This window comes from Stappia sp. (assembly GCF_040110915.1).
GTDB lineage: Bacteria > Pseudomonadota > Alphaproteobacteria > Rhizobiales > Stappiaceae > Stappia.
This window is the reverse complement of record NZ_CP157793.1, coordinates 2,395,650-2,416,967: the sequence shown is the minus strand read 5'-3', so window position 1 is coordinate 2,416,967 and position 21,318 is coordinate 2,395,650. Positions and strand designations below refer to the sequence as shown.

Here is a 21,318-nt window from a genome sequence, read left to right as displayed (position 1 = left end):
AATGGCACTCAAGACCTTTAATCCGACATCGCCCGGCCGCCGTCAGCTGGTTCAGGTCGACCGGTCCGCGCTCTACAAGGGCAAGCCGGTCAAGACGCTGACGGAAGGCCTGTCGAAGACGGGCGGGCGCAACAACCACGGCCGGACCACCGCGCCGAACCGCGGTGGCGGGCACAAGCGCCGCTACCGTCTGGTCGACTTCAAGCGCACCAAGGCCGACGTCCCGGCGACCGTCGAGCGGATCGAATACGATCCGAACCGCACGGCGTTCATCGCGCTGGTGAAGTATGCCGATGGCGAGCTGTCCTACATCCTGGCGCCGCAGCGCCTCGGCGTCGGTGACACCGTGGTGTCTGGCAAGTCGGTCGACGTGAAGCCGGGCAACGCGATGCCGCTGGCCTCCATTCCGGTCGGCACCATCGTCCACAATGTGGAGATGAAGCCGGGCAAGGGCGGTCAGATCGCGCGCTCCGCGGGCGCCTATGCCCAGGTGGTCGGTCGCGATCAGGGCTACACGACGATCCGCCTGCAGTCGGGCGAGCAGCGTCGCGTGCTCGGCACCTGCATGGCCTCGATCGGCGCGGTGTCGAACCCGGATCATTCGAACATCAACCACGGCAAGGCCGGTCGCAGCCGCTGGCTCGGGCGTCGTCCGAACGTGCGCGGTGTCGCGATGAACCCGATCGACCACCCGCATGGTGGCGGTGAGGGCCGGACCTCCGGCGGTCGTCATCCGGTGACCCCGTGGGGCAAGCCGACCAAGGGCAAGCGCACGCGTTCGAACAAGGCGACGGACAAGTACATCGTCCGCAGCCGGCATCAGCGCAAGAAGTAAAGGGGGCCGACCATGGCACGTTCAGTTTGGAAGGGCCCGTTCGTCGACGGCTTTCTGCTCAAGAAGGCAGATAAGGTGCGCGAATCCGGCCGCAACGAAGTCATCAAGATCTGGAGCCGGCGCTCGACCATCCTGCCTCAGTTCGTGGGGCTGACCTTCGGCGTCTACAACGGCCAGAAGCACGTTCCGGTGTTGGTGTCGGAAGACATGATCGGTCACAAGTTCGGCGAGTTCTCGCCGACCCGGACCTATTATGGCCACGGCGCCGACAAGAAGGCGAAGAGGAAGTAACCATGGGCAAGCCGAAGGGCGGGCGTGCGCTCGCCGATAACGAGGCGAAGGCGGTCGCCCGGATGCTGCGGGTTTCTCCGCGCAAGCTGAACATGGTCGCGGCCACGATCCGCGGCAAGAAGGTCGAGAGCGCCATTTCCGATCTCACCTTCTCGCGCAAGCGTATCGCCGGCGACGTCAAGAAGGCGCTCATGTCGGCCATCGCCAACGCGGAGAACAACCACGATCTCGACGTCGACAATCTGGTCGTCGCCGAGGCGCATGTGGGCAAGGCGTTCGTGATCAAGCGGTTCCAGGCCCGCGCCCGTGGCCGGGTGGGTCGGATCGAGAAGCCGTTCTCGAACCTCACCATCGTTGTCCGGGAAGTCGAGGAGACCGCCTGATGGGACAGAAAATCAATCCGATCGGCCTGCGGCTTGGCATCAATCGCACCTGGGATTCGCGCTGGTACGCGGACAAGGGTGAGTACGGCCAGCTGCTGCACGAGGATTTCCGCATCCGCGAGTACATCCTCAAGGCCCTGAAGCAGGCGGCCGTGTCCAAGGTCGTCGTCGAGCGTCCGCACCGCAAGTGCCGCGTCTCCATCCACTCGGGTCGTCCGGGCGTGGTGATCGGTAAGAAGGGCGCGGACATCGAGAAGCTGCGCAAGGCGCTGGCGAAGATCACGAACTCCGACGTGCACATCAACATCGTCGAGGTTCGCAAGCCGGAAGTCGACGCCCAGCTCGTCGCCGACAGCATCGCCCAGCAGCTGGAGCGCCGCGTCGCGTTCCGCCGCGCCATGAAGCGCTCGGTCCAGTCGGCCATGCGCATGGGCGCCCAGGGCATCCGGATCAACTGCGGCGGCCGTCTCGGCGGTGCCGAGATCGCCCGTACCGAGTGGTATCGCGAAGGCCGTGTGCCGCTGCACACGCTGCGCGCCGATATCGACTACGGCGTCGCCACGGCGCATACCGCCTATGGCACCTGCGGCGTGAAGGTCTGGATCTTCAAGGGTGAGATCCTCGAGCACGACCCGATGGCGTCTGAGCGCCGGGCCGTGGAGGGCGACGGTTCGAACCAGGGCGGCGGTCGCCGCGAGCGGGGCCGCGCCGCCTGAGAGCGGTGAGCGGGTCTCGGACAGACAAGAAGCGAGAGAGAGAAGATGCTGCAACCGAAGCGAACGAAGTTCCGCAAGCAGCACAAGGGCCGGATCCACGGCGCAGCCAAGGGGGGCACCGATCTCAACTTCGGCGCCTTCGGTCTGAAGGCTGTCGAGCCTGAGCGGGTGACCGCGCGCCAGATCGAGGCTGCCCGTCGTGCGATGACCCGTCACATGAAGCGTGCGGGCCGTGTGTGGATCCGGATCTTCCCGGACGTGCCGGTGTCCTCGAAGCCGACCGAAGTGCGTATGGGTAAGGGCAAGGGCTCGCCGGACTATTGGGCGTGCAAGGTCAAGCCCGGGCGGATCATGTTCGAGATCGACGGCGTGCCGGAGGATACGGCGCGTGAGGCGATGCGTCTTGCGGCGGCGAAGCTGCCGATCAAGTGCCGCTTCGTCCAGCGTATCGCGGACTAAGGCGGACCAGGAGAATTAGAGCCATGAAGGCGACAGACGTTCGGGCAAAGACCCTGGACGAGCTCGGCACGGAACTCGAAGGCCTGAAGAAGGAGCAGTTCAACCTGCGCTTCCAGAAGGCGACCGGCCAGCTCGAGAACACGGCGCGGGTGCGCCAGGTGCGGCGCGACATCGCGCGCATTCAGACGATCATGCGCGAAAAGCGCGTGGCCACCGGCGCGTAAGGAGACGATCATGCCGAAACGCGTGCTGCAGGGCGTCGTGGTGAGCGATGCCAACGAAAAGACGGTGACGGTCCGCGTTGAGCGCCGGTTCACCCATCCGCTGTTCAAGAAGACCGTGCGCCGGACCAAGAAGTACCGGGCGCACGACGAGGCCAACGCGTGCAAGGTGGGCGACACCGTCCTCATCCAGGAATGCGCGCCGATCTCGAAGAACAAAACCTGGACCGTCGTCGAAGGTTCGACGGCGGACTGACATGACTTCCGGGCTCGAAGCGCGGGCACGGTGATAGACAAACAAGGCGGCCAGTCATGATTCAGATGCAAACAAACCTCGACGTGGCGGATAATTCCGGCGCCCGTCGTGTCATGTGCATCAAGGTGCTCGGCGGCTCGAAGCGGAAGTATGCCAGCGTCGGCGACATCATCGTCGTCAGCGTCAAGGAGGCCAGTCCGCGCGGCCGTGTGAAAAAGGGCGACGTGATGAAAGCGGTCGTCGTGCGTACGGCGAAGGATATCCGCCGGCCCGACGGCTCGGTGATCCGGTTCGACCGCAATGCGGCCGTTCTGGTCAACAACAACAAGGAACCGGTGGGAACCCGTATTTTCGGCCCGGTTCCGCGTGAGCTGCGTGCGAAGAACCACATGAAGGTGATTTCGCTCGCTCCGGAGGTGCTGTAATGGCCGCCAAGATCAAGAAGGGCGACACGGTGGTCGTGCTGACCGGCCGTGACAAGGGCAAGACCGGCGAAGTGGTCGAGCTGCTGCCGAAGGACAATCGCGCGGTGGTGCGCGGCGTGAACGTGGTGCGGCGCCATCAGCGCCAGACCGCGCAGGCCGAGGGCGGCATCGTGTCCAAGGAGCTGCCGATCCACCTGTCCAATCTGGCAGTCGCCGATCCGAAGGACGGAAAGCCGACGCGTGTCGGTTTCCAGGTGAAGGACGACGGCACCAAGGTGCGCGTGGCCAAGCGCTCGGGGGATCTGATCGATGGCTGAAGCAAAGACCCTGCCGCGGCTGAAGACGCAGTATCTCGAGCAGATCCGTCCGCAGCTGCAGGAAAAGTTCAATTACAAGAACCCGATGCAGATCCCTGCGCTCGAGAAGATCGTTCTCAACATGGGCGTGGGCGAGGCGGTCGCCGACAGCAAGAAGGCGAAGATCGCCGCCGAGGACCTGGCCCAGATCGCCGGCCAGCGGCCGGTGATCACCAAGGCGCGCAAGTCGATCGCCACCTTCAAGGTGCGCGAGGGCATGCCGCTCGGTGCGAAGGTGACGCTGCGCGGCGAGCGCATGTATGAGTTTCTGGACCGGCTGATCACGATCGCGCTGCCGCGCGTTCGCGACTTCCGCGGACTGAACGCCAAGAGCTTCGACGGTCGCGGCAATTACGCGATGGGCATCAAGGAGCACATCGTGTTCCCGGAGATCAATTACGACAAGGTCGACCAGATTTGGGGCCTTGACGTGATCGTGTGCACGACCGCGGACAACGATGACGAGGCGCGCGAGCTTCTGCGCGCGTTCAACTTCCCGTTCCGCAAGTAAGCGGCGGGAAAGGAACGAGGACAGACGATGGCGAAGAAGAGCGCGATCGAAAAGAACAAGCGGCGCGAGCGGCTCGTTAAGAAGTATGCGGCCAAGCGCGAGGCGCTGAAGGCGGCGGCCAACGACGAGAGCCTCTCCCTGGAGGAGCGGTTCGCGGCGCGGCTGAAGCTTGCGGAGCTCCCGCGCAACTCCGCCGCGGTGCGTCTGCGCAACCGCTGCGAGGTCACGGGGCGTCCGCGCGGGTATTACCGCAAGCTGAAGATGTCGCGTGTCGCGTTGCGTGAACTTGGCTCGAAGGGCTTGGTCCCGGGCCTGGTCAAGTCGAGCTGGTAAGGAGAGTCCGATGGCGATGTCAGATCCCTTGGGCGACATGCTCACCCGCATCCGCAATGCGCAGATGCGGCGCAAGAACAAGGTTTCCTCTCCCGCGTCCAAGCTGCGCGAGCATGTGCTCGACGTGCTGGCCGCGGAGGGGTATATCCGGGGCTATTCGACGGTGGAATACGACGGCGGCAAGTCGGAGCTCGAGATCGAGCTCAAGTATTTCGACGGCGAGCCGGCGATCCGCTCCATCGAGCGGGTGTCCAAGCCGGGACGGCGGGTGTATTCCTCCGTCAAGAACATCCCGCGGGTCGCCAACGGCCTGGGCGTGTCGATCCTGTCGACGCCGCGTGGCGTCATGGCGGACCACGATGCGCGGGAACACAATGTGGGTGGCGAGGTTCTCTGCCGCATCTTCTGATGCGGCGGCGGTCTCGCCGTGAATGAACTGGACAGGTTGGTCATATGTCTCGAATTGGCAAGAAGCCAGTCCCCGTGCCGAGCGGGGTAACGGCAACGATCAACGGCCAGACGGTTGAGGTGAAGGGGCCGAAGGGACAGATGTCCTTCGTGCTCAACAGCCTCGTTCTGGCCGAAATGACGGAAGACGGGATCAAGGTGGATCCGCGGGTCGACAGCAAGCCGGCGCGCGCGATGTGGGGCATGTCCCGCACCATGATCGAAAATCTCGTCACCGGCGTGAGCAAGGGCTTCGAGAAGAAGCTGGAGATCACCGGTGTCGGCTATCGCGCGCAGGTGCAGGGCCGCAATCTGCAGCTGGCGCTCGGACTGTCGCACGACGTGGTGCATGTGATGCCGGACGACATCACCGTCGCCTGCCCCAAGCCGACCGAGATCGTGATCTCCGGCATGGACAAGCAGCGCGTCGGGCAGGTGGCGGCCGAGATCCGCGCCTACCGTCCGCCCGAGCCCTACAAGGGCAAGGGCATTCGATACGCGGGCGAATACATCGTTCGCAAGGAAGGCAAGAAGAAGTAACGGACGCAATCATGGCGAAGACCCAATCCGGCTTCGAACGCCGTCGCGACCGCGTCCGTCGTTCGATCAAGAAGGTGCTCAACGGGCGTCCCCGCCTGTCGGTGTACCGTTCTTCCAACCAGATCTATGCCCAGGTCATCGACGATGCGAAGGGTCACACGCTGGCCGCCGCCTCGACGGTCGAGAAGGACCTGCGCGGCACGCTGAAGAGCGGCGGCAACGCCGAGGCGGCTGCGATCGTCGGCAAGGCGATCGCCGAGCGCGCGAAGGCGGCCGGCGTCACCAAGGTCGTGTTCGATCGCGGTGGCTACATGTACCACGGGCGCGTCAAGGCTCTGGCCGAGGCAGCGCGCGAGGGCGGTCTGGAATTCTGATCGTCGTTGGAAGACGCTCACAGACAAACGGAAGCGAAAATTATGGCGAGACAGGATACACGGGACCGCGGAGGCGAGCGCGACAGCGAGTTTGTCGACAAGCTCGTGCACATCAACCGCGTCGCCAAGGTCGTGAAGGGCGGCCGTCGGTTCGGCTTTGCCGCGCTGGTGGTGGTCGGCGACCAGAAGGGCCGCGTGGGCTTCGGTCACGGCAAGGCGCGTGAGGTGCCGGAGGCGATCCGCAAGGCGACGGAAGCGGCCAAGCGGTCGATGATCCGGGTGCCGCTGCGCGAGGGCCGGACGCTGCATCACGACGTCAACGGCCGTCATGGCGCGGGCAAGGTTCTGCTGCGGGCTGCTCCGGCCGGTACCGGCATCATCGCCGGCGGTCCGATGCGTGCGGTGTTCGAGACGCTCGGCGTCCAGGACGTCGTGGCCAAGTCGCTCGGCTCGGCGAACCCCTACAACATGGTGCGGGCGACCTTCGAGGCGTTGAAGCAGGAAGACAGCCCGCGTTCGGTCGCGGCGCGTCGCGGCCTCAAGGTGTCGCAGATCCAGGCCCGGCGCCGGGACATCGACGACAGCGTCCAGGCCGCCGAGGCTTGACCTCGGCGCCTTCCGTTCCCAGCTTGAATGAGGCTTGGTTCCATGGCGAACAGCGAAAAGACCATTACGGTCGAGCAGGTGGGTAGCCCGCTTCGGCGTCCGAAGGATCAGCGTGCCACGCTGGTCGGCCTCGGCCTGAACAAGATGCACCGCCGTTCGACGCTCAAGGATACCCCGGAAGTGCGCGGCATGATCCGGAAGGTTCAGCACCTCGTTCGCGTCGTCGACGGCGCGTAAGAGGGGCGAGGAGAGACAGATGAAACTCAACGATCTCCGGGACAACCCGGGTGCGGTCAAGGAGCGGACGCGCGTTGGTCGCGGCATCGGCTCCGGCAAGGGCAAGACTGGCGGACGTGGCGTCAAGGGCCAGAAGTCGCGCTCGGGCGTGGCCATTAAAGGCTTCGAGGGCGGCCAGATGCCGCTGCATCGCCGCCTGCCGAAGCGCGGCTTCACCAACATCTTCGCCAAGTCCTTCAGCGTCGTGTCGCTCGGTCGCGTCCAGACGGCCATCGATGCGGGCAAGCTGGACGCCGGTCAGACGGTGACGGCCGAGGCGCTCAAGGCGGCCGGCGTGATCCGCCGGGTCAAGGACGGCGTGCGCCTCCTGTCCGACGGCGAACTCAAGACCGCCGTGTCGTTCGAACTCGCCGGGGCCTCCAAAGCCGCCGTCGAGGCGGTCGAGAAGGCCGGCGGCAAGGTGACGATTATCGGAGCCCAGGCTGAATAAGCCTGGGTTTCCCAGTTCCTGCATTCGAATTTGACCGGAGCCTGGAATGGCATCTGCTGCCGAACAGCTAGCGGCTAACCTGAATTTTTCAGCCTTCGCCAAAGCCGAGGAATTGAAGAAGCGTATCTGGTTCACACTGGGTGCGCTTCTTGTGTATCGGTTCGGCACCTACGTGCCGCTGCCGGGGATCAACCCCGAAGCCTTCGCCCAGGCCTTTGGCCAGGCGCAGCAGGGGATCGTCGGCCTGTTCAACATGTTCACCGGCGGTGCCGTGGAACGCATGGCGATCCTGGCGCTCGGGATCATGCCCTACATCTCGGCCTCCATCATCATTCAGCTGCTGACCTCCGTCGTGCCGACGCTGGAGCAGCTGAAGAAGGAGGGCGAGCAGGGCCGCAAGGTCATCAACCAGTACACCCGCTACGGCACGGTGGTGCTGGCGACGTTCCAGGCCTACGGGATCGCGGTGGGGCTGGAAAGCGCCACCAATGTGGTGACCGATCCGGGCTGGTTCTTCCGCATCTCGGCGGTGATCACGCTGGTCGGCGGCACGATGTTCCTGATGTGGCTCGGCGAGCAGATCACGTCGCGCGGTATCGGCAACGGTATTTCGCTGATCATCTTCGCGGGCATCGTGGCGGGTCTTCCCTCGGCCATCGCGGCGACGCTGGAACTCGGGCGTCAGGGCGCGCTGGCGACGCCGATCATCATCGGCGTGATCCTGCTGTCGATCGTCGTGATCGCGCTGATCGTGTTCATGGAGCGCGCGCAGCGCCGGCTGCTGATCCAGTATCCGAAGCGGCAGATGGGCAACCGGATGTTCGAGGGCAACACCTCGTTCCTGCCGCTGAAGCTCAACACCGCGGGCGTCATTCCGCCGATCTTCGCCTCCTCGCTGCTCCTGGTGCCGGCGACAATCTCGGGTCTCGGCGCGACGGGCGGAGAGGACGGCTGGCTGACCACGATCACGGCGCTGCTCGGCCACGGGCAACCCCTTTACATGCTGCTCTACGCGGTTCTGATCGTGTTCTTCTGCTTCTTCTACACCGCGATCGTGTTCAATCCGTCGGACACGGCCGACAATCTGAAGAAGCACGGCGGCTTCATCCCCGGCATCCGGCCGGGCGAGCGGACGGCGCAATATATCGACTATGTGCTGACACGCGTGACGGTTGTGGGTGCGATCTACATCGTTCTGGTCTGTCTATTACCCGAATTCCTCATTTCCGCGACCGGCGTTCCGTTCTACTTCGGTGGCACGTCCCTGCTGATCGTCGTCAGCGTGACCATGGATACGGTGTCCCAGATCCAGGGCCATTTGCTCGCGCATCAGTACGAGGGACTTGTGAAGAAGTCGAAACTGAGGGGGAAGCGTCGATGAGGTTGATTTTTCTCGGTCCGCCGGGGGCCGGCAAGGGGACGCAGGCCGCGCGCCTCGTCCAGAAGCACGGCATCCCGCAGCTTTCGACCGGCGACATGCTGCGCGCCGCGGTTGCGGCCGGAACGCCGGTCGGGCTGAAGGCGAAGGCGGTGATGGATGCCGGCGGGCTCGTGTCCGACGACATCGTCATCGGGATCGTGGCCGACCGGATCGAGGAAGACGACGCGAAGACGGGCTTCATTCTCGACGGCTTTCCGCGCACCGTCGCGCAGGCCGAGGCGCTCGACGCGATGCTGGCCGACAAGGGGCTGAAGCTCGACGTCGTGCTCGAGCTCGACGTCGACCAGTCGAAGCTGGTCGACCGCATCGTGAAACGGGCGGAAGAGGCCAAGGCCAACGGCCAGCCGGTGCGCAAGGACGACGACCCGGAGGTCTTCAAGCAGCGGCTCGAGGCCTACAACCGCGATACTGCGGTCGTGGCGCCGTTTTACCGCGAGCGCGGTCAGTTGAAGGTGGTCGACGGCATGAAATCCATCGACGAGGTCTCGGCCGACATCGATTCCGCTCTTGACGCCATCGAGGTTGCGGGCTAAGGCTCGCCCCCTGCCGCAAAGTCGATGCATGATCCCGCGCGAGGAGCGCGGGATTTGTGCGTCTTGGCGGCGCATAGAGATCTCCCCGCAGGGGCCGGCCTCCACCGGACGCGGGGCAACCCGCGCGCCTTGTGGCGCGCCTTAACATGGAGACGGCAGTGGCCCGTATCGCAGGTGTAAACATCCCGACGAACAAGCGCGTCGTCATCGCGCTTCAGTACATTCACGGCATCGGCCCGAAGTTCGCGCAGGAAATCATCGAGAAGGTGAATATCGCGCCGGAGCGTCGGGTGAACGAGCTGTCGGACGCCGAGGTTCTGGCGATGCGCGAGACCATCGACCGCGACTATCTGGTCGAGGGCGATCTGCGCCGCGAGACGGCGATGAACATCAAGCGTCTGATGGACCTTGGCTGCTACCGCGGCCTGCGTCATCGTCGCGGTCTGCCCGTGCGCGGTCAGCGCACGCACACGAATGCCCGCACCCGCAAGGGTCCGGCCAAGCCGATCGCCGGCAAGAAGAAGTAGTCTTTCGGCGATACGGCCCGGTGGAGCCGCCGGTTGTGACGGCGGTGACGAGATCGATCAAAGGAAACAGAAATGGCAAAAGACACCACGCGCGTGCGTCGCCGCGAACGGAAGAACATTTCTTCCGGCGTTGCGCATGTGAATTCGACCTTCAACAACACGATGATCACGATCACGGATGCCCAAGGCAACGCGATCTCCTGGTCGTCCGCCGGCGCGATGGGCTTCAAGGGCTCGCGCAAGTCGACGCCCTACGCCGCCCAGGTCGCGGCCGAGGACGCCGGCAAGAAGGCGGCCGAGCACGGCATGCGCACCCTCGAGGTCGAGGTTCGCGGCCCCGGTTCGGGTCGTGAGTCCGCCCTGCGCGCGCTCCAGGCCGCCGGCTTCGTGGTGACCTCGATCCGCGACGTGACGCCGATCCCGCACAACGGGTGTCGTCCGCGCAAGCGCCGCCGCGTCTGATCCCAGACGTTCCCTCCCGACTCATGGCACAGCATGGCCGTTCCGGAACCGGGGCGGCGGGACAGCCGGAGGAAAGAGATTTGAGCATTCACAAGAACTGGCAGGACCTCATCAAGCCGAACAAGCTCGAGGTGAAGCCGGGATACGATGCGCGGCTGACGGGCTCGGTGGTCGCCGAGCCGCTGGAGCGGGGCTTCGGCCTGACGCTCGGCAACGCGCTGCGTCGCGTGCTGCTGTCGTCGCTTCAGGGCGCGGCCGTGACCGCGGTGCAGATCGACGGCGTGCTGCATGAGTTTTCGTCGATCCCCGGTGTGCGGGAAGATGTCACCGACATCGTTCTGAACATCAAGGAGATCGCGCTGCGCATGCAGGGCGAGGGTCCCAAGCGCATGGTCGTGCGCAAGCAGGGTCCGGGCATTGTGACGGCCGGCGATATCCAGACGGTGGGCGATGTCGAGGTTCTCAACCCCGATCTCGTGCTCTGCACCCTCGACGAGGGCGCGGAGATCCGCATGGAGTTCACGGTCAACACCGGCAAGGGCTATGTTCCGGCCGAGCGCAACCGTCCCGAGGACGCGCCGATCGGTCTCATTCCGGTCGACAGCCTCTACTCGCCGGTCAAGAAGGTCTCCTATAAGGTCGAGAACACCCGTGAGGGCCAGGTTCTGGACTACGACAAGCTCACGCTGACGGTTGAGACGGACGGATCGGTGTCGCCGGAAGACGCGGTCGCTTTCGCGGCGCGCATTCTTCAGGACCAGCTCTCGATCTTCGTCAACTTCGAGGAGCCGCGTCGCGAGGTCCAGGAAGAGTCCGTTCCGGAGCTGGCGTTCAACCCGGCGCTTCTCAAGAAGGTGGACGAGCTCGAGCTGTCGGTGCGCTCGGCCAACTGTCTGAAGAACGACAATATCGTGTATATTGGCGATCTCATTCAGAAGACCGAGGCGGAGATGCTGCGCACGCCGAATTTCGGCCGCAAGTCGCTCAACGAGATCAAGGAAGTTCTCGCGCAGATGGGTCTGCATCTGGGCATGGAAGTGGCCAACTGGCCGCCGGAGAACATCGACGAGCTCGCCAAGCGCTACGAAGACCATCAGTACTGATCGCGCCCCCAGGCGCGGTCAAGGGATACGGGCATCAGGCGGCCGGGCCGCCGTGACAGGTACAGCAGGCGGCCGGGCCGCCGTTACAGGAAAAGGAGAGAGCCATGCGCCACGGCAATCGCGGCCGCAAGCTCAACCGCACTTCGAGCCATCGCAAGGCGATGTTCGCGAACATGGCGGCATCTTTGATTGAGCATGAGCAGATCGTGACGACGCTTCCCAAGGCCAAGGAACTGCGGCCGGTGGTGGAGAAGCTCATCACCCTTGGCAAGCGCGGCGACCTGCATGCGCGCCGTCAGGCGATTTCGCAGATCCGCGACGTCGCCATGGTGCGCAAGCTGTTCGACACGCTCGCCGATCGCTACAAGGAGCGCAACGGCGGCTACACCCGCGTGCTCAAGGCGGGCTTCCGCTATGGCGACAACGCGCCGATGGCCGTGATCGAGTTCGTCGATCGCGACGTCGAGGCGCGCGGCGCGGCCGACCGGGCGCGTGCCGAGGCCGAGGAAGCGGCGGAAGCCGCGGCCTGATCCGTCTCCACGGATCGAGAGAAACAGGAAGGCGGCCTTCGGGTCGCCTTTTTTGTTACCTTGGCTGGGCCGAACCATCGGCCAACCTGAGTCGCGCCGCCCGAGGGCGGGTGCGCATCGTTCTGTCCGGGATGTTTTGCCATGACCGTATTCGCAAGCGGCGCCGTTCGGGGTGCCGCCCTCGTCGGGATCGCGACGCTCGCGCTGGCGCTCGGCGCGCCGACCTCCGGCGGCGAGGCGATGGCGCAGGAGCGCGTGGTGCCGCGCTCGGCCGCCGAATTGCGCCTGTCCTTCGCGCCGATCGTGCGCGAGGCGACGCCTGCGGTGGTCAATGTCTATGCCAGTCGCACGGTGCGCCAGCGGCAGGTGTCGCCCTTCTTCGACGATCCCTTCTTCCGCCGCTTCTTCGGCGGTCCGGGCCCGGGGGCCGGACGGCAGCGGGAGCGGGTGGAATCGTCGCTCGGCTCGGGCGTGATCATTTCCGCCGACGGGGTGATCGTGACCAACCATCACGTGATCAAGGGGGCGGACGAGGTGCGGGTCGCGCTCTCCGACCGGCGCGAATTCGACGCCGAGATCATCGTGCGCGACGAAAAGACGGATCTCGCGATCCTCAAGGCGCGTGGTTTCGACGGGGAGCTTCCGCATCTGGAGTTCGCCGATTCCGACGGGCTCGAGGTCGGCGACGTGGTGCTGGCGATCGGCAACCCCTTCGGCGTCGGGCAGACGGTGACGCAGGGCATCGTCTCGGCGCTCGCCCGCACGCGGGTGGGCGTCACCGACTATCAGTTCTTCATCCAGACGGATGCGGCGATCAACCCGGGCAACTCCGGCGGCGCGCTGGTCGACATGCAGGGCCGACTGGTCGGCATCAACACGGCGATCTTCTCCCGCTCCGGCGGCTCGAACGGCATCGGCTTCGCCATTCCCTCCAACATGGTCCGCTTCGTGGCGAGTGCCGCGCAGGGCGACGGCACGGTCCGCCGGCCCTGGCTCGGGGCCGCGCTGCAGACGGTGAATGCCGAGATCGCGGAGGCCATGGGTCTTGACCGGCCGCGCGGCGTGCTGGTCACGGCCATCGCGCCGGAGAGCCCGGCGGCGCGGGCCGGCCTGCGGGTCGGCGATCTGATCACGCAGGTGGCCGGCGCCGATGTCACCGATCCCAACAGCTTCGGCTATCGCTTCGCGACGCAGGAGATCGGCTCGCGCACGCGGTTCAGCGTGATGCGCGGGGGCGAGGCGCGGGAGCTGACGGTGGCGCTCGAGGCCGCCCCGGAAACCGTGCCGCGCGATCCGCGCCGCATCGGCGGCTATTCGCCGTTTGCTGGCGCGACCGTGCTCAATCTTTCGCCGGCGGTGGCGGAAGAACTGCGCCTCGACACCTTCGAGGAAGGTGTTGTCGTGTCCGACATCGAGCCCGGCTCGACGGCCAACCGGGTGGGGCTGCAGGTTGGCGACATCATCCTGGCCGTGAACGGCGCCGAGGTCGCTTCGACGCGCGGGCTCGACCGCATCGCGCGGGGCGATCCCGGCATCTGGCGGCTGGAGATCAAGCGCGGCGAGCGCGTGATGCGCATCGCGCTGCGCGGCTGAGCGAAGCCCGGTCCGACGGATGACAGCGCGATGAGCGATCTCTTCGAAAGCGCGGGCCTGGAGCGGGCGGCGACGCGTCCGCTGGCCGACCGGCTGCGCCCGACCGCCCTGTCGGAGGTGGTCGGTCAGGATCACCTGATCGGCCCCGACGGCGTGCTGGCGCGCATGCTGGAGACGCGCACGCTCGGCTCGCTCATCCTCTGGGGGCCGCCGGGCACCGGAAAGACCACGGTCGCGCGGCTCCTGGCCGATGCGACCGATCTCCGGTTCGAACAGATCTCGGCGATCTTTTCCGGCGTGGCGGAGCTGAAGAAGGTCTTCGAGGCGGCCCGTGCCGCGCGCCGGATGGGGCAGGGGACGCTGCTCTTCGTCGACGAGATCCACCGCTTCAACCGCGCCCAGCAGGACAGCTTCCTGCCCGTGATGGAGGACGGCACGGTCACGCTGGTCGGCGCGACCACCGAGAACCCCAGTTTCGAACTCAACGCCGCGCTTCTGTCGCGGGCGCATGTGCTCACCTTCAAGACGCTGGACGCGGCGGCCATCGAGCAGCTTCTGGCACGCGCGGAAGCCGAGGAAGGGCGCGCCCTGCCGCTCGACGCGGACGCGCGGGCGGCACTCGTACGCATGGCCGATGGCGACGGGCGCTCCGCGCTGACGCTGGCCGAGGACGTGTGGCGGGCCGCGCGCGCCGACGAGATCTTCGACGCGGAGCGGCTGCAGGCGCTCGTCCAGCGGCGCGCGCCGGTCTACGACAAGTCGCGCGACGGCCATTACAATCTCATCTCGGCGCTGCACAAGTCGGTGCGCGGCTCGGATCCCGACGCCGCGCTCTACTGGTTCTGCCGCATGCTCGACGGCGGCGAGGATCCAATGTTTCTCGCCCGCCGGCTCATCCGCATGGCGGTGGAGGATATCGGGCTCGCCGATCCGCAGGCACTGGCGCAGGCCAATGCCGCGCGCGATGCCTATCAGATGCTGGGCTCGCCCGAAGGCGAACTGGCGCTCGCGCAGTCGGTCGTCTATCTCGCCACCGCGCCGAAGTCGAACGGCGTCTATACCGCCTACAAGGCGGCGATGCGGCTTGCCAGGCAGAACGGCTCGCTGGCGCCGCCCAAGCACATTCTCAACGCGCCGACGAAGCTGATGAAGGCGGAAGGCTACGGCGCCGGCTACGCCTACGACCACGATGCGCCCGACGCCTTTTCCGGGCAGGACTACTTTCCCGAAACGCTCGGCCGGCACACGCTCTACGATCCGCCCGAGCGCGGTTTCGAGCGCGAGATCCGCAAGCGGCTCGACTATTGGGCGCGGCTGCGGCGCGAGCGCGGCGGCGGTTGAGCGCCGCACCGGGACGACCGGCGCGGATGGTCGCTTGCGCAAGGGCGCGAACGGGTCGAGCATGGGTCAAGTGACTCGGATCGGGCCGTCATGAAGCACATCGAACTGCGCCTTGCCCTGGTGCTCTACGGCGGCGTGTCGCTGGCCGTCTACATGCACGGGATCACCCGCGAGTTTCTCAACCTCGTGCGCGCGTCGCGGCGGCGGGAGGCGCGGGGGCTCGGCGGGGCGGGCCTGCGCGCGGAAGACAGCGTCGTCGCCTATGAGGAGTTTCTCGAGCTCTTCGCCCCGACGCTCGATCTGCGCGTCGTCGTCGACGTGATTTCGGGCGCGTCGGCCGGCGGGGTCAACGGGGTGATGCTGGCCCGCGCGCTGGCGCATAATCTGCCGCTCGACAGCCATCGCGACCTGTGGCTGGAAAACGCCGACGTCACCCGGCTCGCCAACGATCCGGTCGGCCTGACGCGCTACCTGAAGGGCTCCATCGCGCCGGTGCTCGACCGGCTCGTTTCCATCGCGCTCAAGGCGGAGCTGGACGACGGCGAGGCGCGGACAAAGCTGCGGCAGTTCATGCAGTCGCGTTGGTTCACGCCGCCCTTTTCCGGCGAGCGTTATGTCGGCTGGATGCTGGACGCCTGCCGGTCGATGACGCGGGCCGGCGCGCGGGAAAGCGAGCCGGCGAGCCTCGTGCCCCAGGGGCAGGCGCTCGATCTCTTCGTCACCATGACCGATTTTTTCGGCGCGCGGCGGCGCTTCGCGATCAGCGCGCCGGGCGAGGTGGAGGAGACCGAGCATCGCCTGATCCTGCGCTACCGCGCCCAGGCGCCCGGCGACGGCACGCTGCGCTCCGACCTCGATGCGGAGCGCATTCCCGACCTCGTCTTCGCCGCCCGCGCGACCTCCGCCTTTCCCGGCGCCTTTCCGCCGATGACGGTCGGCGAGATGGACCGCGTGCTGGCGATGCGCGGGGAGACATGGACGCATCGCGACACCTTCTGCCGGCGCGCCTTCGGCTCCGTGGAGGCGGGCGAGGCCCGCGTTCTGGTGGACGGCAGCGTGGTGATGAACAAGCCGTTCCAGCCGCTGCTCGACGCGATTGCCGGACGCGCGGCGGGGCGCGAGGTGGTGCGCCGCATCGTCTATGTCGACCCGACGCCCGAGGAGGCGGCCCGGGCCGGCCGCGCCCCGGATACAGCACGTGACGGCGTGCCGCCGTCCGCTCACCTCCCGTCCGTCCGGTCCCCCGCCGCTCAACCGGCGCAAGCCGCGCTGCCCGGGTTCTTCCGCGTCATCCTGTCCTCGCTCGCGCATATTCCGCGCAACGAACCGATCGGCGACGCGCTGGAACAGGTCGCCGAGTACAATCGCGAAATCCGGCGCATCGCCGATGTGATCGGCGGGGCCGAGCCCATCGTCGAGCGCGAGGTGCGCGCGATCCTGCGCCCCGACGACGCGCGGCCGATGACCGTGCAGGAGCTGACGCGCTGCCGGGCGATGGCCAACGAGCGGGCGCATGTCTCCGCCGGCTATGCGGCGCGCGGCTATCAGAGCCTGAAACTGTCCGGTCTGGTGGAGCGGCTGGGGCAATTGTGCGCCGCGATTTCGCAACGCGGGTCGACGCCCGCGAGCGCGCAAGCCTTCGCCGCGCGCTTCGAGGCCTGGATCGCCGAGGCCCGGGACGACGCGGGGGCCGCGAGCGGTACGAGCGAACCGCTCCTGCGCCTGCTGCGCGGCCTCGACGTCGATTACCGGGTGCGGCGGTTGCGATTCGTGATCCGCCGTCTCAACCGGCTCTACCGGGCCTCGCCGGAACAGGTCGCGGTGCGTGCCGCCGACATGGACGACCTCAAGTCGACGCTCTACGAGCAGATCGACCGGCTGCTCACCCGCTGGACGCCGGAGGCCTATGGCGCGGAGATCGACCAAGCGCTCGCGGCCCTCCTGTCGTCTCCGCCCGACGACACGCGGGCGACAGGGCGCCTCATCGACGCGTTGTCGCAGGCCATGGGGCTTGCCGAGCTCGACCGGCTCGCCGACGACGTCTTCTCGGTGATGGTGCTCAACTATCTGCCCGAGCCGCTGCGGCTCGCGCTCGTCGGCGGCTACGTCGGCTTCGCCTTCTACGATCTGGTGACGCTGCCCGTCCTGCGCGGTACGGTGATCGCCGAATACAACGAGATCAAGGTGGACCGCATCAGCCCGGCGGACGCCAACACGCTGCGCCCCGGGGGCGTGCGGCTGAAGGGGGCGAGCCTCAACGCCTTCGGCGCCTTCTTCAACCGGCGCTGGCGCGAGCACGACTACCTGTGGGGTCGGCTCACCGCCGCCGACCGGCTGATGAGTCTGTCGCTGGCGGCCGCCGGCGAGGTGGTGCGCCCGGATCGCGCGGCGGTGCGCGCCGCGCGGCGCCGGGTCTTCGAGGCGATCCTGGACGAGGAGCGCGGGCGCCTCGCCGCCGATCCGGAGCTGGTGCCGGCGCTTGCGGCGGAGGTCGAGCGGGTGCTCGGCGCGCAGGCCGAGACTGGTGTCGGGGAGGCTGGCGCGGCGGCTACGCCGCCGCCGGATCGGGCCCGCGCGTCCGGGTGAGTTCGATGCTGACCCGTCCGCTGGCGATCGGCAGCGGCGCGCCGGGCTTGTGCACCCGCACGCGCACCCTGGCGATGCGGGCGTCGACGTCCAGCACGGCCTCGGCGATGGCCCCGCCGAGCCGCTCGATCAGCTGGAAGCGGGCCGTCGTGACCGCTTTCTCGACCGTTTCCACCAGCGTGCCGTAACACACCGTGTCCTGATAGCGATCCGACCGGGACACGGCGGTGAGATCGATCCAGCACGTTAGATCGACATGAAAGCGCTGCCCGAGGCGGGCTTCCTCGGCGTGGACGCCGTGATAGGCGTAGAACGCGAGGTCTTCGAGATGGATGGCATCCATGCGTCGTCGGGTCCGCCGTTGGGGAAGGGGAGAATGAGCCTTGCAGGGCGGTGCTCTAGCAGGCCGCCGGGGGCGTCCGCAACACAATTGCTTTTTTCGCGACCGTGTGCCGAGCCGGTCGCTGTTTAAGCCTGGCCGCGTGCGGAGCCCGCCGGCTTTGATGCCTTGCCGCGTGCACAGCCCGTCGGCTTTGATGCCTTGCCGCGTGCGGAGCCCGTCGGCTTTGATGCTTGCCGCGTGCGGAGCCCGTCGGCTTTGATGCTTGCCGCGTGCGGAGCCCGTCGGCGTTTTTGCGTGGCCGCGTGCATAGCCCCGCCGGCTTTGATGCTTGCCGCGTGCACAGCCCGCCGGCTTTGATGCTTGCCGCGTGCACAGCCCGCCGGTGTTTAAGCCTGGCCGCGTGCACAGCCCGCCGGCTGTGGTGGGAGCGGCTGGCGAGCTCAGCGGCGGGTGCAGACCTGCGTGCCGGAGATGTCGCGCAGGCCCGTCAGGCGGAAGCCGGCATAGCGACCGTCGTCGAACAGCACCTGCATGAAGCGGCCGAAGCGCATCTTCTCCCAGAGCCAGACCGCCTGATCGGCGCAGGTGAGGCAATTCGTGCGGATGAACCCATGCGCGTCGGCGCGCAGCTTGATCATCGACCTGTCGATCACGATGCGCACGAGCTGATCGGCCGGGGCCGGCTTCGCGTCGATGTCGATGTCGATCACGGCTCTGGGCCCGCGCCCCCGATCCTGACACCAGACCGCGAAGGACGCGCCGCGCTTGCTCTCGATCCAGAAGCGCGGCACGCCCGCGCGTTCCTCGTAGCGCCACTCGCTCGCCACGAAGTCGCTTTCGGCGCGCGCGGGAGATGGAGCGACCGGAAAGAGGGAAAGCCCCGCGAAAAGGATCCCCGCGAATAGGAATGTGAGGACGATGGGGGAAAGCCTCCGCGCCGCGCGTGGCATGTTCCGCGGTTTCGCCGCGCATCGCAGACGCATGCCGTCGAGGCCGACCGAATCGCGCACACCGTTTCCTCGATAGATTCCCTTGCGGAAAGATAGCCGCTGGCCGCGCGCCCGTGCAAGGCTGCGCCGGTGGCTGCGTCGGGCCGGGGGCGGGGGACGCCGGGCGGGCCTCAGGTCAGGCTCGGGGCCGCGACCGGAGTGGTCGCGCCGAAGCGCGCCTCGAAAGTGCGCTTGAGCACCAGATCGACGTCGGGAAGCGTCACCGGCAGCCCCAGATCGACAAGGCTTGTCACGCCGTGCTGCGTCACGCCGCAGGGGACGATGCCGGTGAAATGCTCCAGATCCGGGTCGACGTTGAGCGCCAGCCCGTGAAAACTCACCCACTTGCGCATGCGGATGCCGATGGCGGCGATCTTGTCCTCGACCTCCGCCCCCTTGTCCGGCCGGCGTACCCAGACCCCGACGCGATCCTCGCGCCGCTCGCCGCGCACGTGATGCTCCCACAGGGCGGCGATCAGCCAGTCCTCCAGCGCGGCCACGAAGGCGCGCACGTCCGGCGTCCGGCGCTTCAGATCAAGCATGACGTACACCACGCGCTGACCCGGGCCGTGATAGGTGTATTGCCCGCCGCGCCCGGTGCGGTGGACGGGAAAGCGGTCCGGCGCGATCAGGTCGGCGGGGTCGGCGCTGGTGCCGGCGGTGTAGAGCGGCGGATGCTCCAGCAGCCAGACGCGCTCGGCCATGGTGCCGTCGGCGATTCCGGCGACGCGGCGGTCCATTTCGGCCAGCGCCACCTCATAGGGGACGGGCGCGTCGCTCACCGCCCATTCGACCGGCGGGCTGTCGGGCGCGGGCAGGAAGTCGCGGGCGATGTCGGCGCGCTGTGTCATTTTGCAAGTCCGTTAGGGCTTTGTTAACCACAGCCCGGCGATGGTCGTCCTGTCAGCGGGCGCGGATCGCGCCTTGCGGCCGGCGCCGGGTGTCGCGCCGGTATAGACGAAAACGCGCCGGGATTGCCATCCTCGATCGGGACCGTGCACGCAATGGGTATCTTCGACAATATCTCCATCGACATCTCCGTGGTTCTGGGCACGGCGGAAATGCCGATTCACCAGCTGCTGCGCATGGGCCGCGGCGCGGTGATCGAGCTGATGGCGCGCGAGGAGGACGACGTGAAGATCCTCGCCAACAACATCCCCATCGCGCGCGGCCAGGTCGTCCTGCAGGGCGAACGCATCGGCGTGTCGGTGACCGAGGTGCTGGTGCGCCCGCCGGAAATGCGCCCCATGCGCACCGACGGTCCGGTCTAAAGCCGCGCCGGTCGCGTCCTCGCGCGCCCGATGCACAAGCATGTGAATATCCCGCCGCAATTCGCTTGCACCGCAGAATCCGATTTGCTAGACGAAGGCTCCGCAGCGCGCTGGCGCTGTCACCCACGAGCGGTCGTGGCGGAATTGGTAGACGCGCAGCGTTGAGGTCGCTGTGGGGTAAAACCCGTGGAAGTTCGAGTCTTCTCGACCGCACCAAAAACCCGGCCTTCGAGCCGGGTTTTTTGTTGTTTGTCAGATATTCGGGTTTCGAAGAGTGCTGCGCGCGGGGCGGGGTGCGCCCCGCGCGCTGCCTCACAATGCGGCCTGGGGATAGACCGGGCCCTGCGCCACGATAAAACCGCCGTCGACGACCAGGGTTTCGCCGCTGACGAAACTCGCTTCGTCGCTCGCGAGGAAGAGCGCCGCGGCCGCGACCTCCTCCGGCTTGCCGAAGCGGGCGAGCGGTGTGGCGCGCGTCACGCCCTCGACATAGGTCCGGGAAGACATCAGCGGCTGCGTCATGGCGGTCTCGATGGAGCCCGGCAGGACGGCGTTGCAGCGGATGTTGCGGTGCCCGTACTCATAGGCGATCGCGCGCGTCAGGCCGACCACGGCGGCCTTGGCGGCGGTATAGCCGGCGACGGGGCCCGCGCCCGGAGGTCCGCCGCCCATGAGAGCGGCGATGGACGCCTGGGTCACGATGGCGCCGCCGCTCTCCGGCATCAGGGCGACCGCTTCGCGGCAGCACAGCCACGTGCCATCGACATTCACGCGGAACACCCGCTCCCAGTCCTCGCGCGTCTGCGCGGCGATGCCGCCGATTGCGCCCGAGATGCCGGCATTCGTATAGAGAATGTCCAGCCGGCCCTCGCGCTCGCGGATGTCGCGAAACAGGGCCGCGACCTGCGCCTCCTGCGCGACATCGCAGGGAATGGCGCGCACGGCGCCGCCGGCCGCCTCGATCTCCCGACACACGGGCGCAAGGGCCGATGCGTCGAGGTCGGAGGCGATGACATGCGCGCCTTCCCGGGCGAAAAGCCCGGCGCTGGCGCGACCGATCCCGTTCGCCGCGCCGGTGATCAGCGCGACCTTTCCTGTCAGTCTCATGATGGATCCCGT

At 67.0% G+C, this 21,318-nt stretch carries 31 protein-coding genes and 1 tRNA gene; 28 read left to right on the top strand and 4 right to left on the bottom strand.

What is annotated here, in order from left to right:
- Position 1: 1 nt before the first annotated feature.
- The 26 genes from rplB to ABL312_RS10675 all read left to right on the top strand — a co-directional run bounded on the left by rplB (position 2) and on the right by ABL312_RS10675 (position 17,596).
- Positions 2-835: a 50S ribosomal protein L2 gene (rplB, locus tag ABL312_RS10800; protein ID WP_349357383.1), complete on the top strand. Its 834-nt coding sequence runs from the start codon at positions 2-4 to the stop codon at positions 833-835.
- Positions 836-847: 12 nt separating this feature from the next.
- On the top strand, positions 848-1,126 hold the full coding sequence (gene rpsS / locus ABL312_RS10795; protein ID WP_349357382.1) for a 30S ribosomal protein S19: 279 nt from the start codon (positions 848-850) through the stop codon (positions 1,124-1,126).
- Positions 1,127-1,128: 2 nt separating this feature from the next.
- On the top strand, positions 1,129-1,509 hold the full coding sequence (gene rplV, locus ABL312_RS10790) for a 50S ribosomal protein L22 (RefSeq protein ID WP_349357381.1): 381 nt from the start codon (positions 1,129-1,131) through the stop codon (positions 1,507-1,509).
- Positions 1,509-2,225, top strand: coding sequence for a 30S ribosomal protein S3 (rpsC, locus tag ABL312_RS10785; protein ID WP_349357380.1), 717 nt, complete (start codon positions 1,509-1,511; stop codon positions 2,223-2,225). Before rplV ends, rpsC begins: the two co-directional genes overlap by 1 nt.
- A 45-nt stretch (positions 2,226-2,270) precedes the next feature.
- Positions 2,271-2,684: a 50S ribosomal protein L16 gene (gene rplP, locus ABL312_RS10780; protein ID WP_349357379.1), complete on the top strand. Its 414-nt coding sequence runs from the start codon at positions 2,271-2,273 to the stop codon at positions 2,682-2,684.
- A gap of 23 nt (positions 2,685-2,707) precedes the next feature.
- Positions 2,708-2,908: a 50S ribosomal protein L29 gene (gene rpmC / locus ABL312_RS10775; RefSeq protein WP_349357378.1), complete on the top strand. Its 201-nt coding sequence runs from the start codon at positions 2,708-2,710 to the stop codon at positions 2,906-2,908.
- A gap of 10 nt (positions 2,909-2,918) precedes the next feature.
- Positions 2,919-3,161, top strand: coding sequence for a 30S ribosomal protein S17 (gene rpsQ / locus ABL312_RS10770; protein WP_349357377.1), 243 nt, complete (start codon positions 2,919-2,921; stop codon positions 3,159-3,161).
- A gap of 56 nt (positions 3,162-3,217) precedes the next feature.
- Positions 3,218-3,586, top strand: a complete 369-nt coding sequence (rplN, locus tag ABL312_RS10765; RefSeq protein WP_349357376.1) for a 50S ribosomal protein L14 — start codon at positions 3,218-3,220, stop codon at positions 3,584-3,586.
- Positions 3,586-3,903 carry a 50S ribosomal protein L24 gene (gene rplX, locus ABL312_RS10760; RefSeq protein WP_349357375.1) on the top strand — a complete coding sequence of 106 codons (318 nt, stop codon included), beginning with the start codon at positions 3,586-3,588 and terminating at the stop codon, positions 3,901-3,903. Before rplN ends, rplX begins: the two co-directional genes overlap by 1 nt.
- The gene (gene rplE / locus ABL312_RS10755) at positions 3,896-4,453 is read left to right on the top strand and encodes a 50S ribosomal protein L5 (protein WP_349357374.1); all 558 of its coding nucleotides are present in this window, start codon (positions 3,896-3,898) and stop codon (positions 4,451-4,453) included. Before rplX ends, rplE begins: the two co-directional genes overlap by 8 nt.
- A gap of 27 nt (positions 4,454-4,480) precedes the next feature.
- Positions 4,481-4,786: a 30S ribosomal protein S14 gene (gene rpsN, locus ABL312_RS10750; protein ID WP_349357373.1), complete on the top strand. Its 306-nt coding sequence runs from the start codon at positions 4,481-4,483 to the stop codon at positions 4,784-4,786.
- 10 nt (positions 4,787-4,796) lie between these two features.
- Positions 4,797-5,195, top strand: coding sequence for a 30S ribosomal protein S8 (rpsH, locus tag ABL312_RS10745; protein ID WP_349357372.1), 399 nt, complete (start codon positions 4,797-4,799; stop codon positions 5,193-5,195).
- A 44-nt stretch (positions 5,196-5,239) separates the two neighbouring features.
- The gene (rplF, locus tag ABL312_RS10740; RefSeq protein WP_349357371.1) at positions 5,240-5,773 is read left to right on the top strand and encodes a 50S ribosomal protein L6; all 534 of its coding nucleotides are present in this window, start codon (positions 5,240-5,242) and stop codon (positions 5,771-5,773) included.
- A gap of 11 nt (positions 5,774-5,784) precedes the next feature.
- Entirely contained in the window at positions 5,785-6,147 is a 363-nt protein-coding gene (gene rplR / locus ABL312_RS10735; RefSeq protein ID WP_349357369.1) for a 50S ribosomal protein L18, read from the top strand.
- Positions 6,148-6,189: 42 nt separating this feature from the next.
- Positions 6,190-6,753: a 30S ribosomal protein S5 gene (rpsE, locus tag ABL312_RS10730; RefSeq protein WP_349357368.1), complete on the top strand. Its 564-nt coding sequence runs from the start codon at positions 6,190-6,192 to the stop codon at positions 6,751-6,753.
- A gap of 42 nt (positions 6,754-6,795) precedes the next feature.
- Entirely contained in the window at positions 6,796-6,990 is a 195-nt protein-coding gene (gene rpmD / locus ABL312_RS10725; protein WP_349357367.1) for a 50S ribosomal protein L30, read from the top strand.
- 19 nt (positions 6,991-7,009) lie between these two features.
- The gene (gene rplO, locus ABL312_RS10720) at positions 7,010-7,480 is read left to right on the top strand and encodes a 50S ribosomal protein L15 (protein WP_349357366.1); all 471 of its coding nucleotides are present in this window, start codon (positions 7,010-7,012) and stop codon (positions 7,478-7,480) included.
- A gap of 46 nt (positions 7,481-7,526) precedes the next feature.
- Positions 7,527-8,861: a preprotein translocase subunit SecY gene (gene secY, locus ABL312_RS10715; RefSeq protein WP_349357364.1), complete on the top strand. Its 1,335-nt coding sequence runs from the start codon at positions 7,527-7,529 to the stop codon at positions 8,859-8,861.
- Positions 8,858-9,454: an adenylate kinase gene (locus tag ABL312_RS10710; protein ID WP_349357363.1), complete on the top strand. Its 597-nt coding sequence runs from the start codon at positions 8,858-8,860 to the stop codon at positions 9,452-9,454. Before secY ends, ABL312_RS10710 begins: the two co-directional genes overlap by 4 nt.
- Positions 9,455-9,612: 158 nt before the next feature.
- The gene (gene rpsM / locus ABL312_RS10705; RefSeq protein ID WP_349357362.1) at positions 9,613-9,981 is read left to right on the top strand and encodes a 30S ribosomal protein S13; all 369 of its coding nucleotides are present in this window, start codon (positions 9,613-9,615) and stop codon (positions 9,979-9,981) included.
- Between the two features lie 72 nt (positions 9,982-10,053).
- The gene (gene rpsK / locus ABL312_RS10700; RefSeq protein WP_349357361.1) at positions 10,054-10,443 is read left to right on the top strand and encodes a 30S ribosomal protein S11; all 390 of its coding nucleotides are present in this window, start codon (positions 10,054-10,056) and stop codon (positions 10,441-10,443) included.
- A gap of 23 nt (positions 10,444-10,466) precedes the next feature.
- Positions 10,467-11,546, top strand: a complete 1,080-nt coding sequence (locus ABL312_RS10695) for a DNA-directed RNA polymerase subunit alpha (protein ID WP_349357360.1) — start codon at positions 10,467-10,469, stop codon at positions 11,544-11,546.
- Between the two features lie 104 nt (positions 11,547-11,650).
- Positions 11,651-12,076, top strand: coding sequence for a 50S ribosomal protein L17 (gene rplQ / locus ABL312_RS10690; protein ID WP_349357359.1), 426 nt, complete (start codon positions 11,651-11,653; stop codon positions 12,074-12,076).
- Between the two features lie 141 nt (positions 12,077-12,217).
- On the top strand, positions 12,218-13,669 hold the full coding sequence (locus tag ABL312_RS10685) for a DegQ family serine endoprotease (RefSeq protein ID WP_374730117.1): 1,452 nt from the start codon (positions 12,218-12,220) through the stop codon (positions 13,667-13,669).
- Positions 13,670-13,699: 30 nt separating this feature from the next.
- A complete protein-coding gene (locus ABL312_RS10680) occupies positions 13,700-15,010 on the top strand; it encodes a replication-associated recombination protein A (RefSeq protein WP_349357358.1) in 1,311 nt (436 codons plus the stop codon).
- Between the two features lie 90 nt (positions 15,011-15,100).
- On the top strand, positions 15,101-17,596 hold the full coding sequence (locus ABL312_RS10675) for a patatin-like protein (protein WP_349357357.1): 2,496 nt from the start codon (positions 15,101-15,103) through the stop codon (positions 17,594-17,596).
- Here the strand turns inward: ABL312_RS10675 and folB are convergent.
- The 3 genes from folB to lipB all read right to left on the bottom strand — a co-directional run bounded on the left by folB (position 17,559) and on the right by lipB (position 19,779).
- Entirely contained in the window at positions 17,559-17,939 is a 381-nt protein-coding gene (gene folB, locus ABL312_RS10670) for a dihydroneopterin aldolase (RefSeq protein ID WP_349357356.1), read from the bottom strand. The two genes, ABL312_RS10675 and folB, sit on opposite strands and share 38 nt — an antisense overlap.
- A 440-nt stretch (positions 17,940-18,379) precedes the next feature.
- Positions 18,380-18,766 carry a hypothetical protein gene (locus tag ABL312_RS10665; RefSeq protein WP_349357355.1) on the bottom strand — a complete coding sequence of 129 codons (387 nt, stop codon included), beginning with the start codon at positions 18,764-18,766 and terminating at the stop codon, positions 18,380-18,382.
- Between the two features lie 293 nt (positions 18,767-19,059).
- Positions 19,060-19,779 (bottom strand): lipoyl(octanoyl) transferase LipB, encoded by a 720-nt coding sequence (lipB, locus tag ABL312_RS10660; RefSeq protein WP_349357354.1) that lies wholly within the window; start codon positions 19,777-19,779, stop codon positions 19,060-19,062.
- Between the two features lie 153 nt (positions 19,780-19,932).
- Between lipB and ABL312_RS10655 the strand changes: the two genes are divergently transcribed.
- Positions 19,933-20,199, top strand: a complete 267-nt coding sequence (locus tag ABL312_RS10655; RefSeq protein ID WP_349357353.1) for a FliM/FliN family flagellar motor switch protein — start codon at positions 19,933-19,935, stop codon at positions 20,197-20,199.
- Positions 20,200-20,328: 129 nt separating this feature from the next.
- Positions 20,329-20,415 (top strand) — tRNA-Leu (locus ABL312_RS10650).
- A 96-nt stretch (positions 20,416-20,511) separates the two neighbouring features.
- Here ABL312_RS10650 and ABL312_RS10645 read toward each other — a convergent pair.
- Positions 20,512-21,306: an SDR family NAD(P)-dependent oxidoreductase gene (locus ABL312_RS10645; RefSeq protein ID WP_349357352.1), complete on the bottom strand. Its 795-nt coding sequence runs from the start codon at positions 21,304-21,306 to the stop codon at positions 20,512-20,514.
- Between the last annotated feature and the right edge of the window lie 12 nt (positions 21,307-21,318).